This is a genomic window from Cytobacillus sp. QJM3NY_8 (assembly GCF_056173585.1).
Window position 1 is genome coordinate 4,293,212 of the sequence record NZ_CM149681.1, and the last position, 18,631, is coordinate 4,311,842.

Genomic DNA, 18,631 nt, shown 5'->3' on the forward strand with positions numbered 1-18,631 from the left:
TTCGCCACTCCCGCAGGAGTCCCGCACCTTCCACTCCAATTAACACGATCTTTAATAGCACTTAGCATATCACAACAAGAAAAATCATTTTAGGTGAATTACTTGCAAAGTAATTTCCTCAAGACCAACTTTTATTTCGCATCAAACCACGTTGGCCCAAAGGAATAATCCACTTTTAGCGGAACTTTCAATTCTACTGCATTTTCCATAACGTCCGGTACGATTTTTTTGAGCGTTTCTATTTCATCCTCTGGCACCTCAAAGATCAGTTCATCGTGAACCTGCAGCAGAAGGCGTGCTTTGAGTTCTTCTTTTCTTAGGCGGTCAGCCATGTCAATCATGGCTTTTTTTATTATATCGGCCGCGCTTCCCTGGATTGGTGTATTCATGGCGGTTCGTTCTGCAAAGCTTCGCAGGTTGAAGTTTCGGCTTGTGATTTCAGGCAGATACCTTCTTCTGTGAAGAAGGGTCGAGACATATCCCTTTTGTTTAGCATCATGGATAATATCATCCATATACTGCTTAACGCCAGGATAACTTTCCAGATAGCGGTCAATAAATTTACCCGCTTCTTTCCGTGTGATACCCAGGCTTTGGGACAGGCCATAATCACTGATTCCGTAGACAATTCCAAAGTTTACGGCCTTTGCATGGCGCCGCATATTGGATGTAACTTCATCGGCATTAACGTGGAATACTTCCATTGCCGTTTTCGTGTGAATATCCATATCTTCAATAAATGCTTCAATCAGCTTTTCATCATTCGCAATATGAGCCAGTACTCTCAGTTCAATCTGCGAGTAGTCTGCTGCAAAGATGGCCCAGCCAGGTTCTGAAGGGACAAATGCCTGCCTGATTTTTCTCCCTTCCTCCAGACGGATCGGAATATTCTGCAGGTTCGGATCTGTTGAGCTTAACCTTCCTGTCTGTGTAAGAGCCTGATTAAATCTGGTGTGGACTTTGCCTGTTTCATAGTTAACCACCTTAAGCAGGCCTTCAATATAAGTGGATTGAAGTTTGCCAAGCTGGCGGTAATGCAGAATGTCCCGGATAATTTCATGGCTGTTCTCTAGTTTCTCCAGAACATCAGCAGATGTGGAATACCCTGTTTTTGTTTTTTTAATGGCAGGCAGCCCTAATTTTTCAAAAAGGATCACACCGAGCTGTTTTGGAGAATTGATATTAAACGCTTCTCCGGCAAGCTCATGTATGCGCTTTTCGATTTCATCCAATTTGGAGAGCAGGTCTTGTCCCATTGTTTTCAGGCGCTCAAGATCCACTTTAATACCGGTTGATTCCATATCAGCCAAAATCAGAGACAGCGGCATTTCCAGGTCATAAAAAAGCTCGGATTGCTGGTTTTCCTTCAATTCACTATCCAATTTTTCCTTCAATGTCATCAAGGCCGCTGCTTTCCTTGCCAAATGCCCGGCGAGTTCCTTTTCTTCCGGAATCCGCCTTTTTGCTCCTTTTCCGTAAAAAGCTTCATCAGATTGAATCGCATTATAGCCATGATTTTTTGCTATAGAGGCCATATCTTCAATAGTCTGAGATGGGTTAATAAGATAAGAAGCAATATAAAGGTCAAAATCGGCACCTTTTAGATGAACTCCATGATGCCGGAGTGAGACTTCCGATCTTTTGGCATCATAGACTGTCTTCTTTTTCGTTTCATCTTCAGCCCACGTTTTAAAAACATCTGACTTTAAGGCCGTTTCTTTGGAGAAGAAAAAATTCCCCTTATCATTCGCAACGGAAAAACCAATGATGTCTGCATAATGGTAATTATCTTCTAGAAGCTCAACATAAAATGCATTTTCATCGGTAAACATCTCTTCCTTAATCTCATCCGCAATGATAAATTCAATTTCTTCAAGTTTCTCTTCGACCGCTTCTGTGTCACCGCCCAGCTTTTCCAGTAAAGAGTTAAAGCCTAATTCTTTAAAGATGTTTATAACTTTTTCTTTATCAAAACCTTCATATTCAATATCTTCAATTTTAATTTCAACAGGGGCTTCTCTGGTGATAGTGGCAAGTTCTTTGCTCATTAAAGCTTGATCCCTGAATTCTTCCAGCTTTTCTTTCAGTTTTTTCCCGCTCACCTTATCAACAGAATCCAAGAGCTCTTCAAGGGTTCCAAACTCTTTCAGCAATTTAAGGGCTGTTTTTTCCCCAACTCCCGGAACTCCTGGGATATTATCGGAACTATCTCCCATTAGGCCTTTCATATCAATAATCCTGTCAGCTGTGATTCCGTATTTCTCTTCTATATGAGCTGGTGTGTATTCTTCAATGTCAGTAATGCCTTTGCGGGTAATGCTGACTGTTACAGCATCAGAACTTAACTGTGTTAAATCCTTATCCCCAGATATAACTTTAACTTCATAGCCATCTTTTTCGGCATGCAGGGACAGTGTTCCAATAATATCATCCGCTTCATAGTTTTCCAGTTCATATCTGGAAATCCCGTAAGCATCAAGAAGTTCTCTGATATAGGGGAACTGCTCTGATAGCTCAGGCGGTGTTTTCTGCCTTCCGCCTTTATACTCGCTGAAGGTTTTATGGCGGAAGGTTGTTTTTCCGGCATCGAACGCCACAAGAAGATGAGTTGGTTTTTCATCCTCGAGAATCCTTTGCAGCATCATGGTAAATCCGTAGACAGCATTTGTATGTATTCCTTTATCATTGTTTAAAAGCGGCAGAGCAAAAAATGCCCGATAAGCTATGCTGTTGCCATCAATCAGAACAAGCTTTTTTTTATCCAACTAATATCTCCTCCTATCAGAAAAGCGGAAGGCGCCCGCTTAATAAAGGCACGCAGACTAAAAACGCCACGTCCTGTGGCAACGTCTGCATAACCCACATCCTCCCAAAAGCTATCGCTTTCGGTCGTGCGATGTTTATGCTGACGAAGCCTTCCATGTCCTGTGGGCCTCAAGCATATGACAAGCCGGCTGAAAGGGTGTTCTTTAACCTTTTAGACGGATTGGCCTAGACCCTAGAGCTGATGGCGCCTGAAGCTAGACAGTTATCTAACTAGAAAAGCGCAAGCGCCTTGCCCACAATAAAAAAGCCGTTATTTTCCTTTATTCTATCATGAGCAGATAGAGAAAGAAAAATAACGGCTTTTGGGTTAAAAATTATTAATCCGTATACCCCATCAGCAGTCGGGCATATGGTGAGTCCGAAGGGAGAACAATTACAGTTTCACCATTAATGGTCTTTTTATATGATTCTAGCGTGCGGTACAAGGAATAAAATTCAGGATCCTTTGAGAAGGCTTCGTTGTAGACTTTCGCAGCTCCCGCTTCTCCTTCCGCCCGGATCGTTTCAGCATCCGCCTGGGCCTTGGCCAGCATTTCCCTGACATTCCTGTCCGTTTCAGCAATGATGATATTCTTCTGGGCATCACCCTTGGACAAGTATTCCTGGGCTGTTGACTGGCGCTCTGAAATCATTCTGGTGTACACGGACTGTTCGTTTTCAGAAGGTAAATCTGTTCGTTTAATTCGTACATCTGTTACTGTGATTCCATAGTTATCATTAGAAAGCAATTCATTCACTTTAGTAGTAATTTGATCATTCAATGATCCCCTTGATGACTTTTCATCATTAATTATTTCATCATAATTCAGCCGGCCCAATTCGGAGCGGGTCACAGAGTAGATGAATTCTTCCATTCTGGCCTCCGCTCCCTCCAATGTTCTGGCATTTGAGATCATTTTCTTCGGGTCATCAATTTTCCATACTGCATAATTATCAATAATCATAACCTTTTTGTCCTTTGTATTGATTTCAGCTTCGGACACGTCATAAGTCATTTGGTATTTAGGGAGCGTGGTAACACTTTGGATAAATGGTATTTTGTATGTTAATCCAGGCTCGCTCTCAATCCGGACTACCTCTCCAAATTGACGGATGACCCTGTACTCCCCTTCCTTTACAATAAAAAGGTTGCTGAAAAGAATTACGAGTGCGGCAATGACAAGCACAAGGATGAGTCCAAGTTTGGTATAACTTTTCCACTGGAAATTCCCGCCCCGTTCATTGATATTTACCACATTCTGATCACTCATTATCCTCACCAGCTTCCTCTTTCGGTTTGGCCTGTTCTTTCTCAAGCGGCCTGATCGGGAAATATTTCATTGTATTTCCATCGTCATTCATAATGTAAATTTCAGCACCTGGAAGGACTTGCTCCAGCGTTTCAATGACAAGCCGCTCTCTTGTGATATCAGGATTATTCTTATATTCTCCATACAATTTATTAAATACTGCCACATCTCCACGTGCTCTTTCCAGACGGGCCGCTTTTTCACCTTCCGCTTTGGAGGCAAGAGCCTCCTTCTCACCTTCTGCTTCATTCATTCTCTGGTTCTTATATTTTTCTGCTTCATTTTTTTTGGTATTGGCGGTTTCCCTCGCATCCGTTACATCCGTAAAGGCTTTTCTGACATCATCATTCGGCAGTTCCACATCCTGCAGTTTGACTACAAGAACGGATATGCCAATATCATATTTGCCAATTAAAGAGGTTAGGAGCTCTCTGACATCCGCTTCAATTTCTGCTTTTCCTGAAGTTAGTGCATCATCAATTTTAGATCCCCCTATAATACTTCTTAAGGATGAGGAAGTAGCATCATATAGGATTTCTTCTGGATCTTCAGCATTATAAAGATATTTTTCCGGATCCGTAATTTTCCACTGTACCACCAGATCTGCCAGAACGATATTTTCATCACCGGTTATCATCTTTGTCTCATCAGGAAAATCCTTTATTTCTCCATCCTTTTCTTCATATCCAAACTGGAGCGAAAAGGTTTCCTTTGAAAGCTTCTCCACGGTTTGGACAGGCCATGGCAGTTTGAAATGAAGTCCCGGCTCCGTAATGCCTTCCTCCACTTTCCCAAATGTTAAAATGACTGCCTGATCCGATTCATCGACGGTGTACCATGTTGTAAAGGCAACTATACTTAAAATAACAATTGCCAGAATTAGCCCTGCGATTGTATAAATCCGCTTTAAGCTGACCATTTCTCTCTCCCCTTCCCTAGCACTCTTTCTATAACTTTTCATACGATTTATTTACGTAAAGGTTTCATAAATATGACAAAAGTTCAAGAAAGAAGGAAAATCAGCAAAAATGAAAAAGGCGAAAGCGGGGTCAGCTTTCACCTTTTTCTATGGCTCCTTGGATGAAGGGGTTTAACAATTATGATTTTATCAGCGGAATGTAAAGGGGACATAAATCTGCTGTAAAAATAATGTAAAGATAAACCTGCCACTTCACCCATTTTTTTCATTATTCATTTTGGGAAGTTCAATTATAAAGGAGGTACCTTTGCCGACCTCACTTTTTACTGAGATGGATCCTTTATGTGCTTCAACCAGATGCTTAACGATGGCAAGGCCCAGTCCTGTACCGCCTGAATTCCTGCTTCTAGCTTTATCCACCCGATAAAAACGTTCAAAAATACGAGGAATTTCACTGGCTTCAATTCCAATCCCCGTATCCCTTATTTCAGTCAAAACTGTGCTGCCGGTCTTTGCTGCTGAAATATAGATGACTCCCTGATTCGGCGTATAAGAAATTGCATTGGATATGATATTTATAAACACCTGCTTAAGCCGGTGAATATCACCTTCGATATATACCGGCTTTTCATCTCTCTGATATTTAAAAACAATTTCCTTTTCTGCTGCTTTCCCTTTCATAATGGCCATCACATCTTCGAGTACATCAGTCAGGTCCAGCTGCTGAATGGAAAGGCTGAATCCTTGCTTTTCGATTTTCGATAGATCCAGCAAATCCTGAATAAGAGATTGAAGCCGGTCACTCTCCTTCAAAATGATACTGAGGAAATCATTTAAAGCCTGTTTGTCTTCCATCGCACCATCCAAAAGAGTTTCCGAAAAACCCTTTATCGAAGTTATAGGTGTTTTCAATTCATGGGAAACGTTTGCTACAAAATCCTTCCTCATCTGCTCAAGCTTTTTCAGTTCTGTAATATCATGAAAAACAAGTAAAATCCCTTTCCATTCATCATTCGTGCCAATAATCGGGACTCCATATACTTCAAAGTAACGTCTTTCGATATTGACGGGAATAATAAGCTGTTTTTTTACTTTCTGCTCAGTCATGAAAATTTCTTCGACCATTTCGGTAATACCTTTGTGCTCAATCACTTCATAATAGAGTTTATAAAGATATTCGGAAGGATTTACATTGAAAACCTCTTTATATGGCCGGTTCATTAAATTAATATAGCCTCTGCTGTCAATAAGAATCAGGCCGCTTCCCATGTTTTCAATGAGAGCCCCAAGCCGGTCCTGCTGCATTTCCTGGGACTTCACCATTTCCTGAAGATTCCTCGCCAATACATTGATAGACTTACTAAGCATACCTGTTTCGTCTTCCTGGTCTTCATATGTTCTTGCACGGTAGTTTCCCTTTGTAAGTTCAATTGCAACCTTTGTAGCTGACTCGATAGGTTTTGTATACCGTGCGGTAATTCTTGATCCAAGCAGAATAATCACAAATAAAGAAAGCCCCAGGCTGATAGTCAAAATCCACCAAATCTGCTGGTAAGCCTTTTGGAATTCAGCCATCTTTGTGCTTAAGAAGATATAGCCGTCCTTCTCGCCATTTATTATGACAGGCTGCCAATAATAGTGCAGGTTAAACCCTCCGGCCACTTCCAATCCTGATTCATTTGCAGATTCCTTTTTTAGTACTTCTAATATAATTTCCTGATGCCTGCTTTGTGTTGTCTCACTTTTAACGCTGCTGTCCAATAGTATTCTGCCCTGGCCATCCGTAACTGTTACACGCAAATCAAGAATGTCCCCGAACTCATTGATTTTGTCAATACTTAGGGATCCAATGCCCCCGTTGCCCTCAACATAGCTCGATACCAGTTCAGACTCTTTTTGCAGACGTGCATCAAATGTTTGTAAATAATAGCTTTTAAAAAGCTGGCCTAAAAGAAGGCCCAACGCAATTAAAACAACCAGAATTAAAGTGAGCAATGCGAATAGCAGGCGGGTGCGAAACGTGTTCATTCTCCTTTAGGCTCCTCCAATTTGTAGCCCAGTCCGCGAATGGTCTTTATATATACAGGTTTTTTAGTGTTGGTTTCAATCTTCTCTCTTAAATGGCTAATATGTACATCAACGATTCTTGTGTCTCCCGCAAAATCATAATTCCAAACTGCGCTAAGAAGCTGATCCCTTGTAAGAACACGGCTCTTATTCTTGGCAAGATATAATAGCAATTCAAATTCCTTCGGAGTTAATTCAAGGAGTTCATCTTCAAAATAAGCTTCATAATGCTGCGGAAATATCTTCAGGCCGCCAATCCGCAAAGAATCGCCATCTTCTGTTTTCTCCTCAGCAGCCTCAGGAACAAATTGAGTTCTCCTTAAGATGGCTTTAACTCTGGCAACCACTTCCCGGGGGCTGAAAGGCTTTGTCATGTAATCATCCGCACCCAGTTCAAGGCCAAGGACCTTATCAAATTCATCATCCTTGGCAGTCAGCATTAAAATAGGTGTCGCAATTTTCTGCTGTCTAAGCTGTTTGCATACTTCAATTCCATCAAGCTTTGGAAGCATAAGATCAAGTACAATTAGATCCGGCTTTTCAGAAATGGCCAGATCTTTTCCCTCCTGGCCATCCATGGCTGTGATCACTTCATAGCCCGCCTGCTGCAGGTTATATTGAAGTAAAGTTACGATAGATTGTTCGTCATCTACAACTAGAATTTTCTTATCCATACGATCCTCCGAGTGAATGAATTACCCCTGTTTTGAAACCTCAGCTGAAACAGCACCATTGGAGTGTCAGCGATCTTTATAAAAGCAGGTATCCCTCCTGCCTATCAAACCCCTATTTGCCATATACCTTTATTATAATATATTTCATGATTTTTTTTCGGATCAATTGTTGGATAAGACTGGATTCATAAAAAAAGATGTGCGTCTTCTGCACATCTTTTTACTATCAGAAATTATCCAGAGCATTCCCATCCATTGGCTGAGGCTTGTATGGCGGGCATATAAGGAGCTGTCCGTTAATAACCGTCTGATCCTCTTCATTTGTTCCCTGTACCTTAATTTGTACGGTGTGACTTGACGTGTTCACTTCTGTTACCTCGAATAAAAATTGAACGGTGCCATAATGATAGACAGGCTTCACATACTCGATCTCCTGCTTTAAAACATGGCTTCCTGGCCCCGGCAAATATTTTGATATGGCAGAGTTAATGATGCCATTCAGCATAACACTTGGCACAATCGGCTTTTTATAAGGTGTTTGTGAGGCATAGTCATGCTGGATATATAAAGGGTTTGCATCGTTCGTTAAGCCCAGGTACAGCAATAGGTCCTTATCTTCTATTTTTTCTGTAAGCGTCAGTTTTTCACCAACAGAAATTTCATCAATGGTTCTTCCCAGTTTTCTTTTCTTTCCAAGCAGCATATCTTAGCACCTCCAAGTATTGTAACCGTTTACATAGTTGCTGTAAAAAAATAGACTGTAAAATATTTTAAATTATTCAGTCTATTTTTTATATGATATCATTTTATACTATTTCCCAAAAGAGCTTCCAGTAAAAAAATTCGGAGAGCCGACCCCGAATTTTTTTACTATTTATTTTTCAAAGTTATTGATTAGCTTAAGAATTCTGCACGTTGATTTCAGCACGGGTCACTTGCTTTCTGGGGGCGGGCGGTGCGCCGCCTCGCCGCTCCTGCGCCTGTGGAGTCTCACCAGGACATTGAATAATCTCCCTTGAATCAACACCGTACAAAGGAAATGCAATAGCATTTTCGAGGTTCAAGTGACCTCCGCTCCAATCAAATCAGCGATTAAACTGAGACTGCTGCAGTGAAAACACTAGCCATCTTTCCTTAGTACGCTAAAACTTCCATTACCTTGCGAACTGAATCTGCCGATTTATCGAGGGCAGCTTTTTCCTCGCTTGTCAGTTCAAGTTCTATTATTTTTTCAATACCGTTTGCACCAAGGATTGCAGGCACACCCAGATAGATTCCTTCGTAGCCATATTCTCCTTCAAGGTAAGCAATGGAAGGCAATACACGTCGCTGATCTTTAAGGATAGCTTCACACATTTCCACAAGGGAAGCAGCCGGAGCATAGTATGCACTTCCGTTGCCTAATAAGTTGACGATTTCTCCGCCGCCTTTACGCGTGCGCTCAACTATGGCATCAAGACGATCTTTTGAAATTAATGTTTCCAAAGGAATGCCGCCTGCATATGAATAGCGGACTAGCGGAACCATATCATCACCGTGTCCGCCAAGTACGAATCCTGTAATGTCTTTAACAGACAAATTCAGTTCCTGGGCCACAAATGTGCGGAAGCGGGCTGTATCAAGAACACCCGATTGACCAATTACACGGTTTTTGGGGAAGCCTGATTCTTTGAAGACTGTATAGGTCATCGCATCAACTGGATTAGTCAGGACAACAATATAGCTATTTGGGGAATGTTTTACAATCTCCTGAGCTACGCTTTTCATAATCTTCTGGTTCGTTTGAACAAGGTCGTCCCGGCTCATGCCTGGCTTCCTGGCTATGCCTGCTGTAATAACGACAATGTCAGAGTCCTTTGTATCTTCATAGCTGGAAGTACCCGTGATGTTCGCATCGAATCCTTGAACAGGACTTGCTTCAAGCATATCAAGAGCTTTACCCTTTGTCGGGTTTTCCATTTGCGGAATATCGACCAGCACAACGTCTCCAAGTTCCTTTTGGGCAAGCAAAAATGCGGTTGTCGCTCCAGTAAATCCCCCACCGATTACAGAAATCTTTTTGCGTTTCAATGACATGAGCAGTTCCTCCTTTAGGAAATGAAAGTATCAGGAATTTGCATTCCTTATGTAAGAGGCTGTTTTATTAAAACAGCCATCCTATTAGCTTTACACATTCATCACTTACAAAAATCGCCAGCTGCCCAGCTGCAGAAGTTTCCCCAAGAAGCAATCCAAATAACACTGCAGAAATAGTATATTAGCCAAAAGCGCCTTTTATTAAAGGCGCTTTTGTTTTTTACTCCATATTTTTAATTAATTCGTCTGCAAACTCTGAGCATTTCACTTCAGTTGCTCCATCCATTAGACGGGCAAAATCATATGTTACGACTTTTGAAGCGATAGATTTTTCCATAGATTTAACAATCATGTTTGCAGCTTCGTTCCATCCAAGGTGTTCAAGCATTAATACACCTGAAAGAATAACAGAAGAAGGGTTAACCTTATCAAGGCCAGCATACTTTGGAGCTGTACCATGAGTTGCTTCGAAGATCGCATGTCCAGTTTCATAGTTAATGTTTGCTCCTGGAGCAATACCAATGCCGCCAACCTGTGCAGCAAGTGCGTCAGAAATATAATCGCCGTTCAAGTTCATTGTCGCAACAACATCAAACTCTTTTGGACGGGTAAGGATCTGCTGAAGGAAAATATCAGCAATCGCATCTTTAACGATAATTTTGCCAGCAGCTTCTGCATCTGCCTGTGCTTTGTTCGCTGCTTCAACACCCTGCTCATCTTTAATGCGGTCATATTGAGCCCAAGTGAATACTTTTTCTCCGTACTCCCTTTCAGCAAGCTCATAACCCCAGTTTTTAAAGGCACCCTCAGTAAATTTCATGATATTGCCTTTATGTACAAGTGTTAGAGATTTGCGGCCTTCTTTAATTGCATACTCGATGGCAGCGCGTACAAGACGGCTAGTTCCTTCTTCTGAAACAGGCTTAATGCCGATGCCTGAAGTTTCTGGGAAGCGGATCTTATTAACGCCCATTTCATCCTGAAGGAATGAAATTAGCTTTTTAACCTCATCAGAGCCTTTTGCATACTCAATGCCAGCATAAATATCTTCAGTATTTTCACGGAAAATAACCATGTCAGTATCCTGAGGGCGCTTAACTGGAGAAGGAACACCTTCAAACCAGCGAACCGGACGCAGGCACACAAATAGGTCAAGCTCCTGGCGAAGCGCAACATTCAGGGAACGGATGCCGCCGCCGATTGGCGTTGTTAATGGTCCTTTAATCGCAATTAGATATTCATTAATCACATCAAGTGTTTCAGAAGGAAGCCACTCACCAGTCTGATTGAAAGCTTTTTCTCCTGCTAATACTTCTTTCCAGACAAGCTTGCGCTCACCATTATAGGCTTTTTCAACTGATGCATCCAATACACGGGAAGCTGCTGCCCAAATATCAGGACCTGTTCCGTCTCCTTCAATAAAAGGAACGATTGGATTGTTTGGTACATTTAATACACCATTAGTAACTGTGATTTTTTCACCTTGCATTGTTATACCCTCCATTTTGAAAAGTGCGAGCATCAGCCTTTATTTTTATATAGTTTCGGCACGATGCTGCATCAGTATATCAGAATCAAAGGTTAGAAGGCATTTGCCCCTAACCTTTTCCCTGCTCTCTCTATTACAGCAATTTTTTGATAAAAAGTAAAATGCTGAGTAGTAATTAGTTCTATTAATCTGCTTTTTCTGCTTTTTAAAGACCTCTTTGCTCTACTGGAACGAATTTTTGCATTCCCGGGCCTGTATAGTCAGCACGCGGGCGGATCAGACGATTATTTTCATATTGTTCGAGAATATGGGCCAGCCAGCCGGATACGCGGCTTACAGCGAAAATCGGCGTGAACAGATCGTGGTCGATTCCCAGGCTGTGGTATACAGATGCAGAATAGAAGTCGACATTTGGCGGAAGTTTTTTCTCTCCGGTAACAATCGCTTCAATTTGCGTGGACATTTCGTACCAGTGTGGTTCCCCGGTAAGTTCTGTAAGCTTTTTGGACATTTCTCTTAAGTGCTTGGCACGAGGGTCGCCCTGACGGTATACACGATGTCCAAATCCCATGATTTTCTCTTTCTTTTCAAGCTTTTCACGGATATATGGCTCCACATTTTCAAGAGTGCTGATATCAGTAAGCATTTTCATTACCGCCTCATTGGCACCGCCATGCAAAGGCCCTTTTAAAGCGCCAATTGCAGCTGTAACTCCGGAATAGATATCTGACAATGTGGCTACACATACACGTGCAGTAAAAGTGGAAGCATTTAGTTCATGGTCTGCATGAAGAACCAGCGCTTTATTAAATGCTTCAATTGCGATTGGTTCAGGCTCTTTGCCTGTAAGCATGTATAGGAAGTTGGCTGCAAATCCAAGATCTGTTCTAGGAGCAATTGGCTCAAGGCCTTTTCTTACTCTAGCAAATGCCGTTACGATAGCAGGCATTTTAGCTTGAAGGCGAATTGCTTTTTTATAATTTGCTTCTTCACCCATCTGGTCTGCTTCTTCATCATAAAGTCCCAATAGAGACACTGCAGAACGCAGAGCAGCCATTGGATGCACTTTGTCAATTGGATATGTTTTAAAATGGTTCAGAACTTCCTCTGGAAGAGAGTAGTTTGCTGCAAGCTGACTCTTCAACTCATCCAGCTGGGATTGAGTAGGAAGCTTTCTGTGCCATAAAAGATAAATAACCTCTTCAAAGCTTGCATTTTCAGCCAAATCATCAATATTGTAGCCTGCATAGGTTAATGTATCGTCTATGATGGAGCTGATAGACGAAGTAGTAGCTACTACCCCTTCAAGACCGCGTGTTACTGTCATACCGAATCTCTCCTTTACATAATAAAATTTCCCCATACCCATTTTTGTCTGTACATTAAACATAAGTAAGCCGAACCTGATTTTTCATTTTTCAGAAAAGCTTCCTTGTCATGTCCACATTCTGTTTTATCTTTACTATGAACACTTTTATAGGGCTGCTGGAGCCATTGCAAAGTCGGCTGTATTAGCCGATCTACAGACCAAAACCATGAAAGGTGAAACTTCCATTTAGTGAAAGGGCACTCCACGATATACGGAAGAAATAAACTTTCTTTTGGCATGCATTCCATCGAGCGGTTGCTCGGTACTCTTTAAAAAAAAGAAAATGCTTACATTTTTTTCTGAATAGAAAAAATAAAATATATTAATAACATTTTAATAGAGCTTAACTGAATATAATAGGTACCGTGAAATAGGTTACGCTTACAAGTCCTATTATAAACAATTATCTGACTTTTGTGAATGAAAAGCACTTAAAATGTTAAAAAATATTATTTTCCAAAAAAAGTTTATTTACAATAATGCCCAAGGGCAATGAAAAACCTTTTGAATCCTTCATTTAAAGAGTTCAAAGATTTTCATTGCCATATACGCAATTCCTGCCCCTATCAGAGGACCGACGGCAACACCTTTAAAAAGGGAAACAGCAAGTATGGTCCCAAGAACAAGAGCAGTTGTTATATGAGGGTCTTCAGCCAGCAGAACGATGCCGCCTTTTGCCAAAAGCGCAACTGCAATCCCTGAGACAAGGGCAACCCATGCATAAGGGGACTTGAACGCTCCACCTAAATCCCGGAAGCCGATTTCACCGCTTGCTATAGGCGCCAGGACAGCGATTGTAATTATGGTTACGCCCCAGTTAATCCCTTTGGACTGCAGGAATGAAAAGGCTTTTGAATCGAGGCCGGCTGCTTTAAGGACAATCAATACAAAGACAGCAATGATCAATGATTGATTTTTTGCTATTACACCAATACCCAGCAATAGAATCAAAAAAATGAGCGATTGGGAAAACATTTGCTAATTCACCTGCCAGCTTTCTATATTATCGTAACATAATTTAATTCATTTTAATAATTTCTGAGTTCTTTACCGGATTTTAATAAATAGAATAAGTATTACTAGACAATAGCTAATTATTTTTAGCTTCATCAAAATTGATGTATGATATGACTAATAACATTACATAAAAACGGCAGCTGCAATGACTTAGTCTGTTCTAATTAAATAAGGAGGCTATTACTTGAACCCGGCATATATCTATCGGACCGTAAGATTTTTCTTTGTTATTGGAGTAGTGATCTTAAGTCTCTATGCTTTCTTATATTTATCCAAAGTGACTTACCCTTTCATTATTGGACTGGCCATTGCCTTTCTAATTAATCCCTTTGTCAACATGATGGAAGTTAAATGGAAAATTCCCAGGGCTCTTGCAGTCCTCATTGCTTTGATTCTTATCTTTGCCATTTTTGCTGGATTAATCACATTGCTGGTGGCAGAGATCGTATCAGGTGCAGATTATTTGGCAAAAGTAGTACCGCAGCACCTCGATACTTTAATTGACTTCATTGAGCAGTTCTTTGCTGGGCAAATCATTCCTCTTTATAACCAGCTTGCCAGTTTATTTAATAATCTTGGCACAGGCCAGCAGGATACCATAATGACGAACATAGAAAATGTCGGGAAGCAATTTGGCTCCACTCTGGGAGATTTTATCCAGGCATTCTTCGAGAAAATCCCAAATATCCTTTCCTGGTTTCCCAATGCAGCAACTGTCCTGATATTCTCGCTGCTGGCCACTTTTTTCATCAGCAAGGATTGGCATAGGCTTTCAGGCCTCTTCAGCCGCATACTGCCCAGCCGTGCAAAAAAGAGCGGCAGAACTGTATTTGCCGATCTGCAGAAGGCCTTGTTTGGCTTTGTCAAGGCACAGGCTACCTTAGTATCTATCACGACTGTTATCATACTTGCCGGACTGCTGATTTTGCGTGTCGATTATGCTATTACAATTGCACTGGTGACTGGCCTTGTCGATATAATACCCTATCTCGGAACAGGGCTGGTTTTTGTGCCATGGATCATCTATGAAGCAATCGGCGGAGAAATGAGCAGGGCAATCGGACTTGGCATTCTTTATATCATCGTATTGGTACAACGGCAGATTATGGAGCCAAAGATCCTTTCATCAAGTATTGGACTTGATCCTTTAGCTACCCTGATTGCTTTATTTGTCGGTTTTAAACTGATTGGATTTCTGGGCTTAATCGCCGGGCCGGTTACTCTTGTACTCATCACAACTCTTCATAAAGCTGGAGTATTCAGGGATATCTGGTTGTTTATAAAAGGCAATGAGGAAGCAGATTAAGATGATGATCTGAATGTGGGCATCCCTTAATCTTAATCAGGCTATGTAATGGATTGCCTATTTGGCACTTGCATAATCAAAAGTGTGAATGCGTCCAAAAATAAAATGGCCAATAAAATAAACAAGCCGCTCCAATTTAAAGGAGCGGCTTTATATATAGCTTTTTTCACCTGATTATCGTGATTGTTCCCTTGTTCATCCATTTTTTCAGACCTATATACAGGATGTTTTTAAGTACTTTTCTTGCAGAAGGAAGAAGCAATGTAAATCCTAATGCATCTGTAATGAATCCCGGTGCAAGAAGCAGGGTGCCTCCAATAAGGATGCAGGCCCATCAAGAATGGCATCTCCAGGCATTTGCCCGCAGCGCAGCTGATCCTGTATTTTTCTGATTGTTTCAAGACCCTGTTTTTTGGCCAGATAAGCACCGAGAACGCCTGTAAACAAGATAACCGCAAGAGTAGGCCATAGACCAATTGTGTTCCCTGATAGCAGTAAAACACCAATTTCAGCAGCAGGAACGATTATCATCAGCAAGAGAATGTAGCGCATCAAGCCACCTCTATTTTGTATAAGACTTACCTTTATTATACCAAACATGAAACTGAGAATATAACAATTTGTCTGTCCCAGGAATCCAAAAAAAAGAAGGGCGACCCCTTCCTTTTTTAATCCTAACTACAGCACGCTTGCGTGGCCGTTATAAATTACGCCTCGCTGAGAATCGACTGTTACTTCCTGCCCATCTTTGAGAAGGGTTGTTGCTTTTTCAACCCCTACAATGACAGGTATGCCAATATTAAGGCCCACGACAGCCGCATGGCTTGTAAGTCCGCCTTCTTCTGTAATAAGTGCACTGCATTTTTCAATGGCAGGGACCATTTCACGGTCAGAACCGATAGTAACCAGAATAGAGCCTTCTGTTACTTTTGCCAATGCTTCCTCTGCATTTCTTGCCACAACGACTTTTCCAAAGGCTGATTTGCGCCCGATTCCTTGTGCCTTAGCCAGGATATCCCCCACTACATGAATTTTCATTAAATTGGTGGTACCAGCTTCACCAACAGGCACACCAGCTGTAATAACCACTAAATCTCCTGATGCGACAATTCCGCTGTTCACACTTTCCTCAACTGCAATATCAAGCATATCGTCTGTAGTAGACGCTTTTTGGCCAATTTGAGGATAAACACCCCATGTTAAAGATAAGCGCCGTGATACATAGTCGTTTGAAGTAACAGCAACAATAGGAGCTTTCGGACGGTACTTTGAAATCATCCTTGCTGTATGGCCGCTTTCAGTCGGTGTAATAATGGCGTTAACATCCAGGTTTAGAGCTGTATGTGCCACTGATTGTCCAATGGCATCTGTAATGTTATGTTCATTATCTTTGCTTCGGTTTGATAGAATTTCTTTATGATCCAAAGCAGATTCTGCTCTTGATGCGATGTTGTGCATCGTCTGCACAGCCTCGACAGGATAAGAGCCCGCAGCCGTTTCACCGGATAACATGATAGCATCAGTACCATCAAAAATGGCATTTGCTACATCACTCGCTTCTGCGCGTGTTGGACGGGGGTTGCGCTGCATGGAATCCAGCATTTGTGTTGCAGTAATAACAGGTTTCCCCTGTGCATTGCACTCTTTAATTAATTTCTTTTGCACAAGCGGAACTTCTTCTGCCGGAATTTCGACACCAAGGTCTCCGCGCGCTACCATAAGACCGTCGGAAATTTCAAGAATTTCATCAATGTTATCTACACCTTCCTGATTTTCAATCTTAGGAATGATGTTGATATAAGAGGCATTGTGCTCCTCAAGCAGCTGTCTGATTTCTAAAACATCAGACGCTCTGCGGACAAAAGAAGCGGCAATGAAATCTACGCCCTGTTCGATTCCGAAGATGATGTCCTGAGCATCTTTCTCCGTTATGCCAGGAAGATTCACAGATACACCCGGAACGTTGACGCCTTTTTTATTTTTAAGTGTTCCGCTATTTAAGATTTTTGTGTGAATTTCACTGTTGGCTTTATCGATTTTTGTTACTTCAAGTCCAATTAAACCGTCATCAAGCAGAATTTTGCTTCCTGTGTGTACATCTTCAATAAGCCCTGCGTATGTAACAGAAAACTTTTCTGCTGTTCCTTCAACCTCGTTCATGGAGATAATAATGTTTTCCCCAGCTCTCAGTTCAATCGCACCTTCCAGCATATTGTTTGTGCGGATCTCCGGCCCTTTTGTGTCTAAGAGGATTGCTACTGTCTTTCCTGTCTTTTCCGCAGCTTCACGGATGTTCTGAATTCGCTGTCCATGCTCCTGGAAATCACCATGGGAAAAATTTAACCGGGCAACATTCATTCCTGCTTCAATAAGCTGTGTTAACTTTTCAACACTTTCACTGGCAGGTCCAATAGTACAAACGATTTTCGTTTTACGCATTTTAATTTACCTCCTGATTTGATGCAGCTTGAATACCAGCACTGACAGCTTTATGCCGCTTGTGCCGGCTTATATCTGATTAGATTAAATAGACAGCTCTTTCGAAAGTTTGTATAGGTCCAGGTCAAGTGTATGCTCTCTATCCAATATTTCTATTATATCATGGTCAACAAGTTTATTATTTTGAATTCCTACCGCACGTCCGCCTTTGCCTTCAAGGAGAAGTTCTACTGCATGTGCTCCAAGGCGGCTTGCCAGCACCCGGTCGAATGCAGTTGGGGATCCGCCCCTCTGCATATGGCCAAGTACAGAAACCCGCGTATCAAAGTTTGTTGTATCCTTAATCTGCTTGGCAAATTCCACTCCGCTGCAGACTCCTTCTGCAACCACAATGATACTATGTTTCTTGCCCCGTTCATGTCCCTTTTTAAGTCTCTCTGCAATTTCATCCATACTATAGCCTGCTTCAGGAATGAGGATTGTTTCCGCACCGCCTGCTAATCCTGCACATAAAGCGATGTCTCCTGCATCTCTTCCCATTACTTCAATGATAAATGTTCTTTCATGGGAAGTAGCCGTATCACGGATTTTATCAATTGCATCAATAACCGTATTTAAAGCTGTGTCAAAGCCAATAGTATATTGGGTTCCCGGAATATCATTATCGATGGTGCCAGGTACACCCACACAAGGAAATCCCTGCTCTGTCAAAGCTTTTGCTCCACGATATGAACCGTCCCCGCCAATTACCACAAGACCTTCAATACCGTGCTTATTCATCTGTTCAATGCCTTTTTGCTGGCCTTCTTTTGTTTTGAACTCTTCGCTTCTTGCCGAATGCAGGACTGTGCCGCCGCGATGGATGATATCACCAACCGAACCAAGGTCAAGCTTCTTAATATTCCCTGACATTAAGCCGGAATATCCGCCATAAACACCATACACTTCAATATTATGATAAATCGCTTTACGGACAACTGCACGTACAGCTGCATTCATGCCAGGAGAATCGCCGCCGCTTGTTAATACTCCTATTTTCTTCACAATAATCACCCCGAATGTATATTTATATAAAATAAGAAAGCGTGTTGTCTGCTGAGCTGTTTATTCACAGCCTATAAATCATGGACACCGCCTGCCCAGGAATTTTGTATGTAATA

At 41.6% G+C, this 18,631-nt stretch carries 13 protein-coding genes and 1 pseudogene; 1 reads left to right on the forward strand and 13 read right to left on the reverse strand.

Annotated features, from left to right (window positions below; genetic code table 11):
* Positions 1 to 131: 131 nt before the first annotated feature.
* The 10 genes from polA to AC0VZ9_RS22105 all read right to left on the reverse strand — a co-directional run bounded on the left by polA (position 132) and on the right by AC0VZ9_RS22105 (position 13,684).
* Positions 132 to 2,765, reverse strand: coding sequence for a DNA polymerase I (gene polA / locus AC0VZ9_RS22060; protein WP_251174726.1), 2,634 nt, complete (start codon positions 2,763 to 2,765; stop codon positions 132 to 134).
* 378 nt (positions 2,766 to 3,143) lie between these two features.
* The gene (gene hflC, locus AC0VZ9_RS22065) at positions 3,144 to 4,076 is read right to left on the reverse strand and encodes a protease modulator HflC (RefSeq protein WP_009333229.1); all 933 of its coding nucleotides are present in this window, start codon (positions 4,074 to 4,076) and stop codon (positions 3,144 to 3,146) included.
* Positions 4,069 to 5,034 (reverse strand): FtsH protease activity modulator HflK, encoded by a 966-nt coding sequence (gene hflK / locus AC0VZ9_RS22070; RefSeq protein WP_475396730.1) that lies wholly within the window; start codon positions 5,032 to 5,034, stop codon positions 4,069 to 4,071. The genes hflC and hflK overlap by 8 nt, the downstream gene beginning before the upstream one ends.
* A 252-nt stretch (positions 5,035 to 5,286) precedes the next feature.
* On the reverse strand, positions 5,287 to 7,062 hold the full coding sequence (gene pnpS, locus AC0VZ9_RS22075) for a two-component system histidine kinase PnpS (RefSeq protein ID WP_009333231.1): 1,776 nt from the start codon (positions 7,060 to 7,062) through the stop codon (positions 5,287 to 5,289).
* On the reverse strand, positions 7,059 to 7,775 hold the full coding sequence (locus tag AC0VZ9_RS22080; RefSeq protein ID WP_009333232.1) for a response regulator transcription factor: 717 nt from the start codon (positions 7,773 to 7,775) through the stop codon (positions 7,059 to 7,061). Before AC0VZ9_RS22080 ends, pnpS begins: the two co-directional genes overlap by 4 nt.
* 226 nt (positions 7,776 to 8,001) lie before the next feature.
* Positions 8,002 to 8,478, reverse strand: a complete 477-nt coding sequence (locus tag AC0VZ9_RS22085) for a MaoC/PaaZ C-terminal domain-containing protein (protein WP_009333233.1) — start codon at positions 8,476 to 8,478, stop codon at positions 8,002 to 8,004.
* A 431-nt stretch (positions 8,479 to 8,909) separates the two neighbouring features.
* Positions 8,910 to 9,851, reverse strand: a complete 942-nt coding sequence (gene mdh / locus AC0VZ9_RS22090; RefSeq protein WP_009333234.1) for a malate dehydrogenase — start codon at positions 9,849 to 9,851, stop codon at positions 8,910 to 8,912.
* 220 nt (positions 9,852 to 10,071) lie between these two features.
* Positions 10,072 to 11,340 (reverse strand): NADP-dependent isocitrate dehydrogenase, encoded by a 1,269-nt coding sequence (icd, locus tag AC0VZ9_RS22095; RefSeq protein ID WP_009333235.1) that lies wholly within the window; start codon positions 11,338 to 11,340, stop codon positions 10,072 to 10,074.
* A gap of 205 nt (positions 11,341 to 11,545) precedes the next feature.
* Positions 11,546 to 12,667 carry a citrate synthase gene (gene citZ, locus AC0VZ9_RS22100; RefSeq protein WP_034296644.1) on the reverse strand — a complete coding sequence of 374 codons (1,122 nt, stop codon included), beginning with the start codon at positions 12,665 to 12,667 and terminating at the stop codon, positions 11,546 to 11,548.
* A 555-nt stretch (positions 12,668 to 13,222) separates the two neighbouring features.
* Entirely contained in the window at positions 13,223 to 13,684 is a 462-nt protein-coding gene (locus tag AC0VZ9_RS22105; RefSeq protein ID WP_009333237.1) for a DUF441 domain-containing protein, read from the reverse strand.
* Between the two features lie 226 nt (positions 13,685 to 13,910).
* On the opposite strand from AC0VZ9_RS22105, the gene ytvI reads away from it, so the two are divergent.
* Positions 13,911 to 15,032 (forward strand): sporulation integral membrane protein YtvI, encoded by a 1,122-nt coding sequence (gene ytvI / locus AC0VZ9_RS22110; protein WP_009333238.1) that lies wholly within the window; start codon positions 13,911 to 13,913, stop codon positions 15,030 to 15,032.
* A 166-nt stretch (positions 15,033 to 15,198) separates the two neighbouring features.
* Here ytvI and AC0VZ9_RS22115 read toward each other — a convergent pair.
* From AC0VZ9_RS22115 to pfkA, 3 genes and pseudogenes are all read right to left on the reverse strand, one after another.
* Positions 15,199 to 15,584: pseudogene (locus AC0VZ9_RS22115) on the reverse strand (FxsA family protein).
* Positions 15,585 to 15,710: 126 nt separating this feature from the next.
* Complete coding sequence (gene pyk, locus AC0VZ9_RS22120; RefSeq protein ID WP_009333240.1) at positions 15,711 to 17,471, reverse strand: pyruvate kinase; 1,761 nt, start codon at positions 17,469 to 17,471, stop codon at positions 15,711 to 15,713.
* An 84-nt stretch (positions 17,472 to 17,555) separates the two neighbouring features.
* Complete coding sequence (gene pfkA / locus AC0VZ9_RS22125) at positions 17,556 to 18,515, reverse strand: 6-phosphofructokinase (protein ID WP_009333241.1); 960 nt, start codon at positions 18,513 to 18,515, stop codon at positions 17,556 to 17,558.
* Positions 18,516 to 18,631 lie beyond the last annotated feature (116 nt).